Here is a 15,000-nt window from a genome sequence, read left to right as displayed (position 1 = left end):
CATCGGGACCGTCGCCGATCGACACGGGTGACCCCGCTGGGCGATCAGCCGCGGGGTGATCGGTAGCCGCCGTCGGCCGCCGTGATGGCGCGGTGCGACGGTGTCGTCGACAGATCCACGAGGTCGAGGAACGCGTCGGCCAGACGACGGACGAGCGACGGACCTTGCGTGGCGCGGGTCCGGTCCGGGGGCTCCGTCGGCCGGGCGATGATGTGATCGCGCTGCACCGGTGCGTCGGGCTCGGCAACGAGCGGAGCAAATCCTGAAAATGCGTCGCCCGGAGCGGTGTGGGTCCGGGTGCATGCGCCGGTGTCGGTGTCGATCGCGCTGGAGGTGGAGGGTTCGAGGGTGGTGGGGGAGGTGTTCATGCCTCCAGTGTGCAGATCCGACCGTCATGATGCAATCGACATGAACTTGTGTTTTACGTGACAGCTTGTCATACTTCGACCATGACGCCAGCACTGCAACTCGACGTCGAATCGCTCCGTACTCTCCTGGCCGCGCTCGATCACGGCGGCATGACCCGGGCCGCCGAACGGTTGAACATGAGTCAGTCGTCGGTCAGCTGGAAGATCAAGCGACTCGAGGAACGGATCGGCCGGCCGCTGCTCATTCGGGACGGCCACACCCTGCGCCCCACGCGTGACGGTCGCGCACTGATTCCCGACGCACGGGCCCTCGTCGAGATCCACGATCGTGCGGCCTCGCGGTTGCAGAGTTCGGAACTGACGGGAACCGTCAAGCTCGGATCGAACGAAGAGGTCGATGCCGCGCACATGGCGTCACTGCTGGGCCGCTTCAAGTGGGCACATCCGAACGCGTCGATCGAGTTCATCATCGACTACACGACCAACCTGGCGCGGGGCGTCGATCGCGGCGAACTCGACGTGGCGATCATGCAGGTCGCCGAAGCGAACCTCCGTCCGACCGACCGGGTCCTGTGGTCCGATCGTCTGCTCTGGGTGACCAGTCACGCAAACGCCACGGATGACGCGGGGCCGGTACCGCTGATCACGTTCGGAGAACAGTGCTTCTACCGGTCGCTGAGTGAGCCTGATCTGAACGCCGCGAACATCGACCACCTCGTCGCGTTCTCGGCCTCGACGACGCGTGGCGTACGTGCGGCGCTCGCCGCGGGACTCGGCGTCGCGGTGCTCGGTTCGCGACATCTCGGCGATGACATCATCGAGTGGCCGCGATCCAGCGAGCTCCCCGAACTGCCCCTGGTGCACCAGATCGCGCGCACCGTGCCCGGCGAGGCTCCGGCCGTCGCGACCGCGCTGGTCGATGCGATCGCCGGTGAGCTGCTGTCGCCGTCGTACGACGACGCCGAGCCGATCAGCGCCTGAACCTGCGGACCGCTGTCTCGCCACCGGCCGACGAGGAGCGCCGCAGCAGTCGACGAGAACCGAATCCGAGTGAGGCGTCAGCCTTCTACGATGGGGGGATGAAGATGTGGGAGACGTTCCGTTCGGTCGCGGAGTTCGACAGCTTCGAACTCGATGGGACCAAGCGTCGGTTGAAAAAGGTCGCATCGATCGATGACCTGCGCAGGTTGGCGAAGCGGAGGCTTCCGGCCGGGGTGTTCGACTACATCGACGGCGGCGCCGAGGACGAGCGGACCCTCGGGACCAACTCGTCGGACTTCGCCAAGCTCGAGTTCAATCCCCGCATCCTGCGCGATGTGTCCGATCTCGACACGTCGACGGAGATCTTCGGCGTCCCGGCGTCGATGCCCATCGTGTTGTCGCCGACGGGATTCACGCGCATCGCGCACTCGGAAGGTGAGTTGGCGGTCACCCGGTCGGCGGGCCGCGCGGGGATTCCCTGGTCGTTGTCGACGATGGGTACCCGCTCCATCGAGGAGTGCGCCGCGGCGAACCCGAACGGCGAGAAGTGGTTCCAGATCTACACGTGGAAGGACCGTGGGCTCGTGCAGGAACTCGTGGCGCGGGCGAAGGACGCGGGCTACGGAGCGGTGTGGCTCACGGTCGACACGGCCGTGCTCGGGCGACGCGAGCGTGACGTGCGCCGCGGGATGACCCTGCCGCCCAAACTCGGCCCGCAGACGCTGATCGACGGGGCGCTGCACCCGGCATGGACGTGGGACTTCCTGAACGGCGGACCGATCACGTTCGCGAACATCGTCGGCCGCCACGCCGAGGACGGTTCGACGGCGATCACGCTCGCCGATCACGTCGCGAAGCAGTTCGACCAAGCGTTGTCCTGGGACGACATCGAGTGGCTCCGGTCGATCTGGGACGGGCCGATCGTCCTGAAGGGGATCCAGACCGTGGCCGACGCCAAGCAGGCCGTCGCGATGGGCGTCGAAGGACTGGGCCTGTCCAATCACGGAGGCCGCCAACTCGACGACGCCCCGACCCCCGTGTCGCTGATCGAGCCCGTGCGCAACGAGATCGGGGACCAGGCGACGATCATCTGTGACGGAGGCATCCGTCGCGGCAGTGACATCGTGAAGGCGATCGCATTGGGGGCCGACGCCGTGTCGCTCGGTCGCCCCTACTTCTTGGCGCTCGGTGCGGCCGGCGAGGCCGGAGTGGACTGGTTGCTCGACTTCTACCGGACCGGACTCGAACGCACCATGGCGCTCACGGGATGTCGCTCACTCGCCGAGATCGACCGCGATCTCGTTGCCTGGAAGCGCTGACCACAACCCGAGACTCACTCGCGCCGTCAGTTGGAACCGGCGACCACGATCACCACGACGACGAGCCAGATCGCCACCAGGATCATTCCGATGAGGCCCATGATCCAACCGGCTTTGGCCTGGCCCGCGTTGGAATACTGCCCGGGTGCCGCCTCGATCTCCTTGCTCGCAGACCTCCCGAGGAAGAACGCAACCGGGGAGATCACGACCGAGAAGACCCCGCACAGAAGCAGCATGACGAGACCGATGATCCCGCAGACCATCGCGGCGGTCCCCTTGCCGTTCGACTGCGAACCGGGGGCGGAACCCGGCTGACCGTACGCCTGGTATCCCGGCGGTGGGATCTGCTCGGGGAACGATTCGTCGGGGGAGCCTGGCGGTGGGGGAGGCATGTTCATGGGCTGGTTGTACCACGAATCGGGAATCAGACGAGGTGATCTGACAAGCTCGGGAGATGTCCGACCGTGTCACCATCTCGATCAACGACGGCATCGCCGATGTCCGTCTCAACCGCGAAGACAAGCGCAACGCGCTCGACAACGCGATGTTCCGAGGAATCGCCGAAGCCGGCGAGCAACTGAAGAACGAATCAGGAGTGCGCGTCGTCGTCCTCTCGGGCAACGGGGCGTCGTTCTGTGCCGGACTCGACTTCTCCACGATGCAGGCGATCGCCGATTCGGGCTCCGACGACGTCGAGGCGGCCGCCGGCGACGACGATGGCAATCCCGGCGAGATGGCCGATGGCCGGATCACCCATCTCGGTCAGCAGGTCTGCTGGGTGTGGCAGGAACTGTCCGTGCCGGTGATCGCCGCGGTCCACGGGCACGCGCTCGGTGGCGGGATTCAGATCGCGCTCGGCGCCGACATCCGGATCGTGCACCCCGACACCAAGATGTCGGTCCGCGAAGTGCACTGGGGCCTCGTTCCGGACATGACCGGAACGTTCATGCTGTCGAAGCTGGTGCGGCCCGACGTCGCCCGTGAACTGACCTACACCGCCCGCGTCTTCGACGGGACCGAGGCGTACGCACTCGGACTCGCCACGCGGCTCAGCGACAGCCCGCTCGACGACGCGATGGCGCTTGCGCGCGAGATCGCCGGACGCAGCCCGGGAGCCGTACAGGGAGCGAAGGAACTGTTCAACCGACTCGACCACGACGGAGCTGCCGAGGCGTTCGCCGAAGAACGTCGCGTGATCGGTGCCCAGATCGGCTCGAAGAACCAGATGGAAGCCGTGATGTCCGGCTTCGAAAACCGTGCGCCGGTCTTCGTCGACTGACGCCACACTGTGCCGATGCTGATCGATCAGATCCGAGTCGACCTCACCACGGCGATGAAGGCGAAGGACACCGTTCGGCAGCGGACCCTCCGCTCGGTGATCGCCGCCGTTCAGGAGGCGCAGGTCGCGGGTGATTCCGCCACCACGCTCGACGACGACGGCGTACAGGCCGTACTGAAGTCGCAGGTCAAGCGGCGCGTCGACGCGGCCGAAGCGTTCGAGGCCGGCGGCGCCGACGACCGGGCCGCTGACGAGCGGGCCGAGATCGAGATCCTCGAGACCTACCTCCCGGCAGCGCTCTCTGCCGACGAACTCGACACGATCGTGTCCGACGTCTTCTCGGCGAATGGTTTCGAGACGATGGCCGACATGGGCTCGGCGATGAAGGCCGTCAACGCCGAGGTCGCCGGTCGTGCCGACGGTCGCGCCGTGGCCGACCTCGTCAAGTCCCGCCTCAGCTGACCCGCATCAACCCGTCGCCCTGCGGTGAGATGTGAGCGGTACAGGTCGCCCGAACTCTCACCGCACGACGGGCGGGCCCGGTTGTGGTGAGGATCGGGGCGGACTGTTGGTCTCACATCTCACCGGAAGATCCTGACGGGAGTGGTGGGGTCCGGGAACGGTGGGTCGGGATCACTTGGGAACGAGGTTCGCTCCGGACGTGAGCACCCTCTAGGATGTGTGTTCCCCCCGCTCGGGCCATGCCCGGGCACGCCTCAGCGCCGAGGCATCGCCGTTCGGTCAACGACGACCCTGCGCAGCGTTCGCTACGAACCCCTCCGGGCACGCGCCCGGACGAACCTTCGAGGATGTACCTGAATGATCCATGCTCCCGGACCAATCGGACTGTACGACCCCCGCAACGAACACGACTCCTGTGGAGTCTCCTTCGTCGCGAACCTCAAGGGCGCACGCTCGAACGATCTCGTGGTCACGGGACTGACGGCACTCACCAACCTCGAACACCGCGGTGCAACCGGCGCCGAGCCGGACACCGGCGACGGTGCAGGAATTCTGCTGCAGGTCTCCGACGTGCTCTACCGCGAGGTCGTCGACTTCGATCTCCCGCCGGCCGGCGCGTACGCGACGGGGATCGCGTTCCTTCCCGCCGAGGGCGTTGCCTGTGAGAAGGCCCAGGCAGCGATCGACGCGACCGTCGCCGACGTCGGCCTGCAGGTGCTCGGATGGCGCGACCTGCCGGTGAATCCCGACTGCCTCGGCAAGACCGCGCGAGCCGCGATGCCGACGTTCAAGCAGCTGTTCGTCTCCGACCCGGGTGGAGCGACGGGCATCGACCTCGACCGCAAGGCATTCGTCGCCCGCAAGCGGTCGCGACGCGAACTCGTCGACGAACTCGACACGTACTTCGCGTCGCTGTCGTCGCGGACGATCGTGTACAAGGGGATGCTCACCACGCCGCAGCTGAGTCAGTTCTTCGGCGACCTGACCGACCCTCGGATCGAGTCGGCGCTGCTCCTCGTCCACTCGCGGTTCTCGACCAACACGTTTCCGTCGTGGCCGCTCGCGCACCCGTACCGTTTCGTCGCCCACAACGGCGAGATCAACACGGTGCAGGGCAACCAGAACTGGATGCGCGCCCGGGAGGCGATGCTCGAGAGCCCGAACCTTCCGGGGATCGATCGGGCCTTCCCGATCTGCACGCCGGGCTCGTCGGACACCGCTCGCTTCGACGAGGTGCTCGAACTGTTGCACCTCGGCGGCTACCCGCTGCACCACGCGGTGATGATGATGATCCCGTCGGCGTGGGAGAACGACACGACGATGTCGAAGGAACTGCGGGACTTCTTCCGCTTCCACGCATCGATGATGGAGCCGTGGGACGGGCCGGCGAGCGTCACGTTCACCGACGGCAAGGTGATCGGAGCGGTGCTCGACCGCAACGGTCTGCGTCCGAGTCGCTACTGGGTCACCGACGACGACATGGTCGTGATGGCCTCCGAGGTCGGTGTCATCGACGTGGAACCTGCGAACGTGATCGCCAAGGGGCGTCTCCAGCCGGGAAAGATGTTCCTGATCGACACCGACGAGGGCCGGATCGTCGGCGACGACGAGATCAAGGCGTCGCTCGCGTCCCTGCACCCGTACGGCGAGTGGCTCGAGGCGGGACTGGTCGAGCTCGGTGAGCTGCCCGAACGCGAGCACGTCGTGTTCAGCCACGACAGCGTGCTGCGCCGCCAGCAGATGTTCGGCTACACGCACGAGGAGTTGAAGATCCTGATCTCGCCGATGGCGATGCGGGGGATGGAAGCGCTGGGCTCGATGGGCACCGATACGCCGCTGGCCGTGCTGTCGGAACGTCCTCGACTGGTGTTCGACTACTTCAAGCAGTTGTTCGCTCAGGTGACGAACCCGCCGCTCGACGCGATCCGCGAAGAGGTGGTCACCTCGGTGTCGTCGACGGTCGGCCCGGAGGCGAACCTGCTGTCGCCCGGTCCTGACTCCTGCAAGCAACTCGCGCTGCCGAACCCGATCATCGACAACGACGAACTCGCGAAGATCATCCACATCGACGCCGCCGGTGAGCACCCGGGACTGCGCGCCAAGGTGCTGTCCGGTCTCTACCGGGTCGACAGCGGTGGCCCCGGTCTCGCCGAAGCGATCGAGCGCGTGTGCAGCCAGGCGTCGACCGCGATCGAGGAAGGCGCACGCATCATCGTGCTCTCCGACCGCAACGCCGACACCGTCGATGCCCCGATCCCGTCGCTGCTGCTCACCGCCGCCGTGCACCATCATCTCGTGCGCACGAAGCAGCGCACCATGGCGGGACTGATCGTCGAGGCCGGTGACGCCCGCGAGGTGCATCACATGGCGTTGCTGATCGGCTACGGCGCCGGCGCGATCAACCCGTACTTGGCGTTCGAGTCGATCGAGGACCTGATCGCCGAAGGCATGCACGGGATGGGTGATCTCGATCCGAAGCAGGCGATCCGCAACTACATCAAGGCCGCCAACAAGGGCGTGCTGAAGGTGATGTCGAAGATGGGCGTGTCGACCGTCGCGTCGTACACGGGCGCCCAGATCTTCGAGGCGATCGGCCTCGGCGACGAACTCATCGACAAGTACTTCACCGGAACCGTGTCGAAGCTCGGGGGCATCGGCCTCGACGAGCTCGCCCGGGAGGTCGCCGACCGCCACCAGGCTGCGAATCCGAGGCGGCCCGAGGAACGCGCGCACCGCAAGCTCGAACTCGGCGGCGAGTACCAGTGGCGTCGCGAGGGTGAGCCGCACCTGTTCAACCCCGAGACCGTCTACAAGCTGCAGCACTCGACGCGCAGTGGCCGCTACGACATCTTCAAGGACTACACGGCAACCGTCGACGACCAGTCGAAGAAGCTGATGACGTTGCGGGGCCTGTTCGATTTCGTGGTGGACCGCACGCCGGTTCCGATCGACGAGGTCGAGCCGGTCTCCGAGATCGTCAAGCGCTTCTCGACCGGAGCGATGAGCTACGGATCGATCTCCGCGGAAGCGCATGAGACCCTGGCGATCGCCATGAACCAGATCGGTGCGAAGTCGAACACCGGCGAGGGCGGCGAGAACCCCGACCGGCTGTACGACCCCGAACGCCGCTCGGCGATCAAGCAGGTCGCCTCCGGCCGGTTCGGCGTGACGTCGGAGTACCTGACCAACTCCGACGACATCCAGATCAAGATGGCCCAGGGTGCCAAGCCGGGCGAAGGCGGCCAGCTTCCCGGGCACAAGGTGTACCCGTGGATCGCCGAGACCCGCCACAGCACACCGGGTGTCGGGCTCATCAGCCCGCCGCCGCACCACGACATCTACTCGATCGAGGATCTCAAGCAGCTGATCCACGACCTCAAGAACGCCAACCCGTCCGCGCGGATCCACGTCAAGTTGGTCGCCGAGACCGGCGTCGGGACGGTTGCGGCCGGCGTCTCGAAGGCGAAGGCCGACGTGGTCCTGATCTCGGGTCACGACGGCGGCACGGGCGCAAGCCCGCTGACCTCGCTCAAACACGCCGGCGGTCCGTGGGAACTCGGTTTGGCCGAGACGCAGCAGACGCTGATGCTGAACGGTCTCCGTGACCGGATCATCGTCCAGGCGGACGGTCAGATGAAGACCGGTCGCGACGTCGTTGTCGCCGCGCTGCTCGGCGCCGAGGAGTACGGCTTCGCCACTGCACCGTTGGTCGTGTCGGGCTGCATCATGATGCGCGTCTGCCACCTCGACACGTGTCCCGTCGGGATCGCGACCCAGAATCCCGTGCTCCGCGACCGGTACGCCGGCAAGGCCGAGTTCGTCGTGAACTTCATGCAGTTCATCGCGGAGGAGGTCCGCGAGATCATGGCGGTCCTCGGCTTCCGCACGATGGACGAGATGATCGGCCACGTCGAATGCCTCGACACCCGTCAGGCGATCGACCACTGGAAGGCCTCGGGTCTCGACATCTCGCCGATCTTGATGGTGCCGGAGAACCCGTACGGCCAGACCATGGTGCAGTCGGTCGGCCAGGATCACGAACTCGACGTGGCGCTCGACCAGCAGTTGATCGAGCAGGCACAGCCGGCGATCGACGACGCGCAACGGGTCGAGATCGACATGCCGATCCGCAACATCAACCGCACGACGGGCACGCTGCTCGGCCACGAGGTCACGAAGAAGTGGAAGGGCGAGGGTCTGCCCGACGGCACGATCGACATCACCTTCACCGGCTCGGCCGGACAGAGCTTCGGTGCGTTCGTCCCGTCCGGAATCCAGATGCGCCTCATCGGAGACACCAACGACTACCTCGGCAAGGGGTTGTCCGGCGGCCGTCTGATCGTCCATCCGCACCCCGATGCGTCGTTCGCCGCGGAGGATCAGGTGATCGCCGGCAACGTCATCGGCTACGGCGCGACCGGCGGCGAGATCTTCCTGCGCGGAATGGTGGGGGAGCGGTTCTGCGTCCGGAACTCCGGTGCCCTGGCGGTGAGCGAGGGCGTCGGCGACCATGGTTGCGAGTACATGACCGGTGGCCGTGTGGTCGTGCTCGGCTCGACCGGACGCAACTTCGGCGCCGGGATGTCCGGCGGTATTGCGTACGTCTACGACCCGGACGGCAAGTTCGCCGACAAGGTGAACTACGAGATGGTCGAACTCGAACCGCTGAGCGACGACGACCGGTCGTTCCTGCACGACGCGGTGCTGCGCCATCGCGACTTCACCGGCTCGCCGGTCGCCACGTCGATCCTCAACTCGTGGGCGGTCGACGTGTCGAAGTTCCGCAAGGTGATGCCACTCGACTACAAGCGGGTGCTCACGGTCATCGCACGATCGGAAGCCGACGGACTCGACGACGAACAGACCGTCGAGAAGATCATGGAAGCAGCGAGGGTCTGATCATGGGCAAGCCAACTGGATTTCTCGAGTTCGGGCGGGAGACCGCGAAGCATCGGCCGGTGCCGGTTCGGTTGAAGGACTGGAAAGAGGTCTACGAACCGTTCCCGGCCGAGGCGCTGAACCATCAGGCGGCGCGCTGCATGGACTGCGGCATCCCGTTCTGCAACAACGGCTGCCCGCTCGGCAACCTGATTCCCGACTGGAACGATCTCGTCTATCGGGATCAGTGGCAGGACGCGATCGAGCGTCTGCACGCCACGAACAACTTCCCCGAGTTCACCGGTCGGCTCTGCCCGGCACCGTGTGAGTCGGCGTGCGTGCTCGGGATCAACCAGGATCCGGTGGCGATCAAGCGGATCGAGGTCGAGATCATCGACCGCGCCTTCGAGGAGGGCTGGGTCACACCGCACGTTCCGTCGGTGCGGACCGGCAAGAAGATCGCTGTGATCGGATCCGGGCCGGCAGGACTCGCCGCTGCGCAGCAGCTGACCCGAGCGGGTCACGACGTCGTCGTGCTCGAGCGCGCCGATCGGATCGGTGGCCTCCTCCGCTACGGCATTCCCGAGTTCAAGATGGAGAAGCGCCACATCGACCGGCGCCTCGAGCAGATGGAAGCGGAGGGGACCGAGTTCCGCACGAACGCGGCGGTCGGATCCACGGTCGACATGGAGGTGCTTCGCGCCAGCCACGATGCGATCGTCCTGGCGTGCGGTGCAACCCAGTGGCGGGACCTGCCGATTCCGGGACGCGAACTGAACGGCATCCATCAGGCGATGGAGTACCTGCCGCCGTCGAACCGTGTGCAGTTGGGCGACATGGAGCGGTCCCCGATCGACGTCAACGGCAAGCACGTCGTCATCATCGGCGGCGGCGACACCGGCGCCGACTGTCTCGGAACCGCGCATCGTCAGGGTGCTGCGTCCGTGACGCAGCTCGAGATCATGCCGATGCCGCCCGAGCAGCGAGCGGCAGCCCAGAATCCGTGGCCGCAGTTCGCGATGGTCTACAAGGTCACCTCCGCCCACGAGGAGGGTGGCGAACGGCTGTACAGCGTCAACACCGAGCAGTTCGTGGACGACGGCGACGGCAACGTGGCGGCGCTCGACCTGCACGAGGTCGAGATGATCGACGGCAAGTTCACCAAGGTCGAGGGGACGGATCGTCGGATTCCCGCCGATTTCGTGTTCCTGGCGATGGGTTTCGTCGGACCGGAGAAGGGTTCCTGGCTCGACGAGATGGCGCTCGAGTACGACGCGCGCGGCAACGTCGAGCGTGACGAGCGATACATGACGAATCGGCCCGGCGTGTTCGTCGCCGGCGACATGGGTCGCGGTCAGAGCCTCATCGTCTGGGCCATCGCGGAAGGACGCGCGGCGGCCGCCGGAGTCGACGAGTACCTGATGGGCGAAACCCGTCTGCCCGTTCCGATCCCGCCGACGGCCCGACCACTGATGTGACGAACAGCGCTTCGGAACGTGGTCGTTGACACCAGCCGGTGGTTTCGGGACCATAGACTGTCAGCATGAAGTCGAACACGTCCTCGCGCATCGCCGCGGTCGTCGGCCCGGCCGTCGCCGCCGCGCTGCTGCTCGGCGCCTGCGGTGGCGACGATTCCGACGCCGCGTCGAAGCCGACCGTCACGCTCGCCGGCGGCGAGACCAGCTACGCCACGATCGCGCCCGCGACCACCTCGACGCTCGCTCCCGAGGAAGCGGCGGCATCCGGACCCACGACCGACTACGAAGTGCAGGCCGGTGATTACGGCATCAAGGTGGCCGACGATTTCGGCATCACGCTCGCCGAACTCGCGGCAGCCAACGGCTGGGCCGATGTCGGCAGCGAGTTCCCCGGACCGGGTTCGATCATCAAGATCCCCGCGAACGCCACCGCTCCCGCCGAGGAGACGGATGACGACGCGGACGCCGACGACGACGCGGACGGCGACGCCGAGGAAACAGCCTCCACCGAGACCGGCGAGACGATCCCCGATCCCGGTAGCAACTGCGAGGCCGGCAGCTACACGATCGAAGAAGGCGACACCAGCCGTACCGCGGTGGCCGAGAAGTTCGACGTCACCGTCGAGGCGATGGACGAGGCCAACCAGGGCACGAACGGCTACGACGCGTTCTACCCCGGCCTGAAGATCGTCATCCCCGCCAAAGACGACTGCTGAGTCTCCTCGCCGAGTCGGGACCTTCGTCCCTACCGATCCGAGCGTGAGCGTGGTCGGATGATGGGATGGAGACTCCGAGTCGACCCCGTGGCGGGACCACTTCGATCGAGAAGACCGACGAGCTGAGCGTCGATACCTGTTGGGAGTTGCTCCGGGGTGCCGACATCGGTCGGCTCGCTGTCCAGCTCGCGAACGGGGGCGTCGACATCTTCCCGGTGAACTTCGCCGTGGATCGCAACACCGTGCTGTTGCGCACCGCTTCGGGCACGAAGCTCGACAGCCTTGCTGACGCGCCCTCGGTGGCGTTCGAGGTCGACCATTTCGACTGGTACGAAGCTTCGGCGTGGAGCGTCGTCGTCAAAGGAGACGCGACGTTGATCACGGACCGCAACGAGCTGTTCGGCCTGTTCAACGTCGATCTGGCCTCGTGGCAGTCCGGTGTCAAACCGTATTTCGTCCGCATCGTCCCATCGGCCACGACAGGCCGACGTTTCGCCGTCCACCGCTGAGAGGGCGGCGTCGGCCGTCAGGCCTCGACGATGACCGCGAACCGGCCCGCCGGATGCACGCTGCAGGAGTCCTCGAACCTTCCGATCGTGGTGAATCGTTGGCGGAGCGTCTCACCGGGACCGAGAAACCAGGGTCCGAGCAGGTGCGCCTGATCGTCCTCGTTCGAGATCACGATCGTCTCGCCCACCGTCGCGACCAACTCGCGGGGGAGGATGTCGAGGGTCTCACCGCGTTCGATCCGCTCGCCGGAACCGGCGGGAATGACGAAGGAGAAGGTGGGCTCTCCGGAGCTGCCCTCGGACGACGTTGCGCAACCGCACCCGATCGCCACGAGAATCATGAGCGTCACGACCGCGGGGAGCCATCTCCCTCGTGCGACCGACGAGGGAGATGACCGACCATCGAGCGGCAACGCTGCGCCGGCGTGTGGCTTCACGGCGTCACTCCTTGGGGTTGACGACCATTGCGGTCACCATTCCGAACATCCCGTCGGCTCGTTCGACATGGGTGAGGATGTGGCAGTGGTACACCCACGTGCCGACCGCGTCGGCCTGGAAGAGCACCGAGTACCGCTCGCCCGGGGCGACGTTGACCGTGTCGGCCCAGTACGGACTGTCGAGTGGGATCCCGTCCTTCGCATACACCAACTGGGGGAACTGGTGGAGGTGCATCGGGTGCGCCGTGAGCCCCTCGTTGTAGTAGTGGATGACTCCCCACTCGCCTTCGTCGATGACGATCGGTTCGGTGGCCGGGAAACTCTTGCCGTTGAGCGTCAGTCCGATCGTGCCGGCATCGTTGAGCACCATGGGCTCCTCGAAGGCCGGTTCGAGGTCAGCGGGGATCTCGACCCCGGCGACGGTCTGACCGTACGGGAGCGGATTGTCGCCGATCTGGAACGCGGCGAACATTCCGTTGATCACCGACGTCTGACTGTGCAGATGCGCGTGGTACATGCCGATCGCAGGGTCCTCGGCGACGAAGTTGTACGTGAACGTCTCACCCGTTGCCACTGGATCCTGGGTGTAGGGGGACACACCGTCCTGGTCGTTGGGCGTGTGGACGCCGTGCCAGTGGATGTCGGTTCCCATCGGTGTGAGGTTGGTCAGCTCGACCTCGACCTTGTCACCGATGTCGACCCTGATCTGCGGCCCCGGGACTTGACCGTTGTAGGCCCACGCCTCCACGAACTCGTCCGGTGACACCTCCCACGGGATCACCTCGGCGGTCAGTTCGAATCGTTTCGTCCCGTCGGCGAGGATCTCCGGTTCCAGCAGCTGGTTGCCGAGTCCCTCGGTCTCTGCGGGGAATGCCAGCATGGAATCGACCATCAGCTGGTCCATCTCCTCGGCTGACAGGCCCGCATGTTCGTCGCCGAGTTCGGCCGGCTCGAACGAGTCGGCTTCACCGATGACGAGTTCGGCGGTCATCCCGGACTCGGCGTGGCCCGAGATGCTGCAGTAGAGCTCGTACGACCCCGCTTCGAGTTCTCCGAGTGCAAGTGTGTCCACCCCACGCGACTGCATGTTGTTGCTCTGGACATCGAGCTCGCGAACCGCCAGGTTGTGTTCGATGGCGCCAGCGTTGACGATGTTGAGTGTGACGTCACCCGCAGGTGCACTGAGTTCTCCCTCGATCGCGAACTCACTGAGCGAGACGTCGAGTGCACTCGCCGAGCCACCGGCGTCCCCACCGGAGTCGTCGCGGATGAGCGCCACGAACGCCAGCGCGATCAGAGCGAGCATGATGGCGAGGATGCCGAGTACGCCGAGGGCGAACAGCAGTGAGCCGATCAATCCACGGGGACCGTCATCGTTCGCCGGGGGAGGCGGTGGCGTTTGGGTCGACGGCTGGTCGATCACGGACATGCAGGCTTCTCCATTCGGGTTCGCTGAACTGCGTGAGCAGCATTCTGGATCGCGAGGATCGCGATCCACAGGGCCAAAGGTCCCGATCCCTGGATCGGGTCACCTTCGTGAGACTCCGTCAGTGCACGATCACCGCAGGACACGAGGCATGGGCAGCGACCGCGTGGGCAACGGAGCCGAACAACATCGACCGGAACCCTCCCCGTCCGCGAGAACCGACGACCACGAGATCGGCCGTCTCCGAGAGATCGAGCAACACCTGCGATGCCCCACCTTGGACGAGCGCCGGTTTCGCGGAAGCGTCGCCCATGTCTCGGACCCGACGTACCGCGTGCTCGAGCACGAGTTCGGCGCCGACCTCGTGCATGCGGCCGCCTCGACCCGTCCCTTCGCCGATGAGGCGCGCCGTCGGGGTCCAGGCGTGGGCCACGACGAGCTCGCACCGGCGACGATTCGCCTCCTCGACGGCCCACTCCACCGCACGACCGGCGGGGTCCGACCCGTCGGTTCCGACCACCACCCGACCGGTCGTGTCATGCGTCTCGGTCGGACAGACGACGACCGGGCACGGGCTCGAGGCCAACAGCTCGGCGGTCACCGACCCCAGCAGAAGGTGGCTCACTGCCCCGGTGCCTGAACTCCCGACGGCGAGCAGGTCGGCCTCGCGCGCGGCTTCGATCAATGCCGTGCCGGGCCGAACTCCGACCGCCGCACACGTGTGTTCGACCCCTGCATGATTCTCGAACGTCGCCGTCACCGCCTCGCTGAGCTGGTGTGCCATCCATGCGGGGATCTGGTCGTCGTCCCAGATCGCGCCGGCCGTGGCGTATCCGAAATCGAGCACGGGTGGCGGCGCGTACGACGAAAGGACGTGCACGGCTGCGCCGCGTGACTCGGCTTCGCGCGCCGCCCATTCGAGAGCCTCGGTCGAGGCGGCCGAGCCGTCATAGCCGACGATCAGGCGATGCTTCATGGCTTCAGTGTCCGCCGCCGGCTCCGCCGCCGCCAGGGACCTTCGACCCATTCTCCACACAGGGGTGCTCGGTGTGGCACATCACAGTCCGACACATCCGGCGGTGCGTTCACGCCGGTCGGCGTGAACGTCGTGCTGGCGCGACTGCGAATGAGGGGGTCGATCAGTCCT

The 15,000-nt window shown here is 66.2% G+C and carries 13 protein-coding genes; 8 read left to right on the top strand and 5 right to left on the bottom strand.

From position 1 onward, the window contains the following. Positions 1–44: 44 nt before the first annotated feature. Positions 45–368 carry a hypothetical protein gene (locus ON45_RS01120; protein ID WP_040491164.1) on the bottom strand — a complete coding sequence of 108 codons (324 nt, stop codon included), beginning with the start codon at positions 366–368 and terminating at the stop codon, positions 45–47. 81 nt (positions 369–449) lie between these two features. Here ON45_RS01120 and ON45_RS01115 point away from each other — a divergent pair, with 81 nt between their 5' ends. Both ON45_RS01115 and ON45_RS01110 read left to right on the top strand, forming a co-directional pair. Then, on the top strand, positions 450–1,349 hold the full coding sequence (locus tag ON45_RS01115; RefSeq protein ID WP_040491162.1) for a LysR family transcriptional regulator: 900 nt from the start codon (positions 450–452) through the stop codon (positions 1,347–1,349). A gap of 98 nt (positions 1,350–1,447) precedes the next feature. After that, complete coding sequence (locus ON45_RS01110) at positions 1,448–2,668, top strand: alpha-hydroxy acid oxidase (RefSeq protein WP_040491161.1); 1,221 nt, start codon at positions 1,448–1,450, stop codon at positions 2,666–2,668. Between the two features lie 26 nt (positions 2,669–2,694). On the opposite strand, the gene ON45_RS01105 is transcribed toward ON45_RS01110, so the two are convergent. Then, positions 2,695–3,066, bottom strand: coding sequence for a hypothetical protein (locus tag ON45_RS01105; RefSeq protein ID WP_051062224.1), 372 nt, complete (start codon positions 3,064–3,066; stop codon positions 2,695–2,697). Between the two features lie 56 nt (positions 3,067–3,122). Between ON45_RS01105 and ON45_RS01100 the strand changes: the two genes are divergently transcribed. The 6 genes from ON45_RS01100 to ON45_RS01075 all read left to right on the top strand — a co-directional run bounded on the left by ON45_RS01100 (position 3,123) and on the right by ON45_RS01075 (position 11,990). Continuing rightward, positions 3,123–3,947 carry a crotonase/enoyl-CoA hydratase family protein gene (locus ON45_RS01100; protein WP_040491159.1) on the top strand — a complete coding sequence of 275 codons (825 nt, stop codon included), beginning with the start codon at positions 3,123–3,125 and terminating at the stop codon, positions 3,945–3,947. 15 nt (positions 3,948–3,962) lie between these two features. Next, on the top strand, positions 3,963–4,409 hold the full coding sequence (locus ON45_RS01095) for a GatB/YqeY domain-containing protein (RefSeq protein WP_040491247.1): 447 nt from the start codon (positions 3,963–3,965) through the stop codon (positions 4,407–4,409). A gap of 357 nt (positions 4,410–4,766) precedes the next feature. Next, positions 4,767–9,308 carry a glutamate synthase large subunit gene (gene gltB, locus ON45_RS01090; RefSeq protein ID WP_040491157.1) on the top strand — a complete coding sequence of 1,514 codons (4,542 nt, stop codon included), beginning with the start codon at positions 4,767–4,769 and terminating at the stop codon, positions 9,306–9,308. A 2-nt stretch (positions 9,309–9,310) separates the two neighbouring features. Beyond that, positions 9,311–10,765 (top strand): glutamate synthase subunit beta, encoded by a 1,455-nt coding sequence (locus ON45_RS01085; RefSeq protein ID WP_040491156.1) that lies wholly within the window; start codon positions 9,311–9,313, stop codon positions 10,763–10,765. A gap of 65 nt (positions 10,766–10,830) precedes the next feature. Beyond that, entirely contained in the window at positions 10,831–11,481 is a 651-nt protein-coding gene (locus tag ON45_RS01080) for a LysM peptidoglycan-binding domain-containing protein (protein WP_040491154.1), read from the top strand. A 65-nt stretch (positions 11,482–11,546) separates the two neighbouring features. Beyond that, a complete protein-coding gene (locus ON45_RS01075) occupies positions 11,547–11,990 on the top strand; it encodes a pyridoxamine 5'-phosphate oxidase family protein (RefSeq protein ID WP_051062223.1) in 444 nt (147 codons plus the stop codon). Between the two features lie 17 nt (positions 11,991–12,007). On the opposite strand, the gene ON45_RS01070 is transcribed toward ON45_RS01075, so the two are convergent. The 3 genes from ON45_RS01070 to ON45_RS01060 form a co-directional block, all read right to left on the bottom strand. Then, positions 12,008–12,427 carry a cupredoxin domain-containing protein gene (locus tag ON45_RS01070; protein WP_148288468.1) on the bottom strand — a complete coding sequence of 140 codons (420 nt, stop codon included), beginning with the start codon at positions 12,425–12,427 and terminating at the stop codon, positions 12,008–12,010. Positions 12,428–12,431: 4 nt separating this feature from the next. Further along, a complete protein-coding gene (locus tag ON45_RS20815) occupies positions 12,432–13,856 on the bottom strand; it encodes a multicopper oxidase domain-containing protein (RefSeq protein ID WP_051062222.1) in 1,425 nt (474 codons plus the stop codon). A 118-nt stretch (positions 13,857–13,974) separates the two neighbouring features. Then, positions 13,975–14,829: a universal stress protein gene (locus tag ON45_RS01060; RefSeq protein WP_040491152.1), complete on the bottom strand. Its 855-nt coding sequence runs from the start codon at positions 14,827–14,829 to the stop codon at positions 13,975–13,977. Positions 14,830–15,000 lie beyond the last annotated feature (171 nt).

The sequence above is a fragment of the Ilumatobacter nonamiensis YM16-303 genome, assembly GCF_000350145.1.
In the GTDB taxonomy this organism is placed as follows: domain Bacteria; phylum Actinomycetota; class Acidimicrobiia; order Acidimicrobiales; family Ilumatobacteraceae; genus Ilumatobacter_A; species Ilumatobacter_A nonamiensis.
Note: the sequence above shows the minus strand (reverse complement) of the source record. Positions and strands in the feature narration are given on the sequence as shown.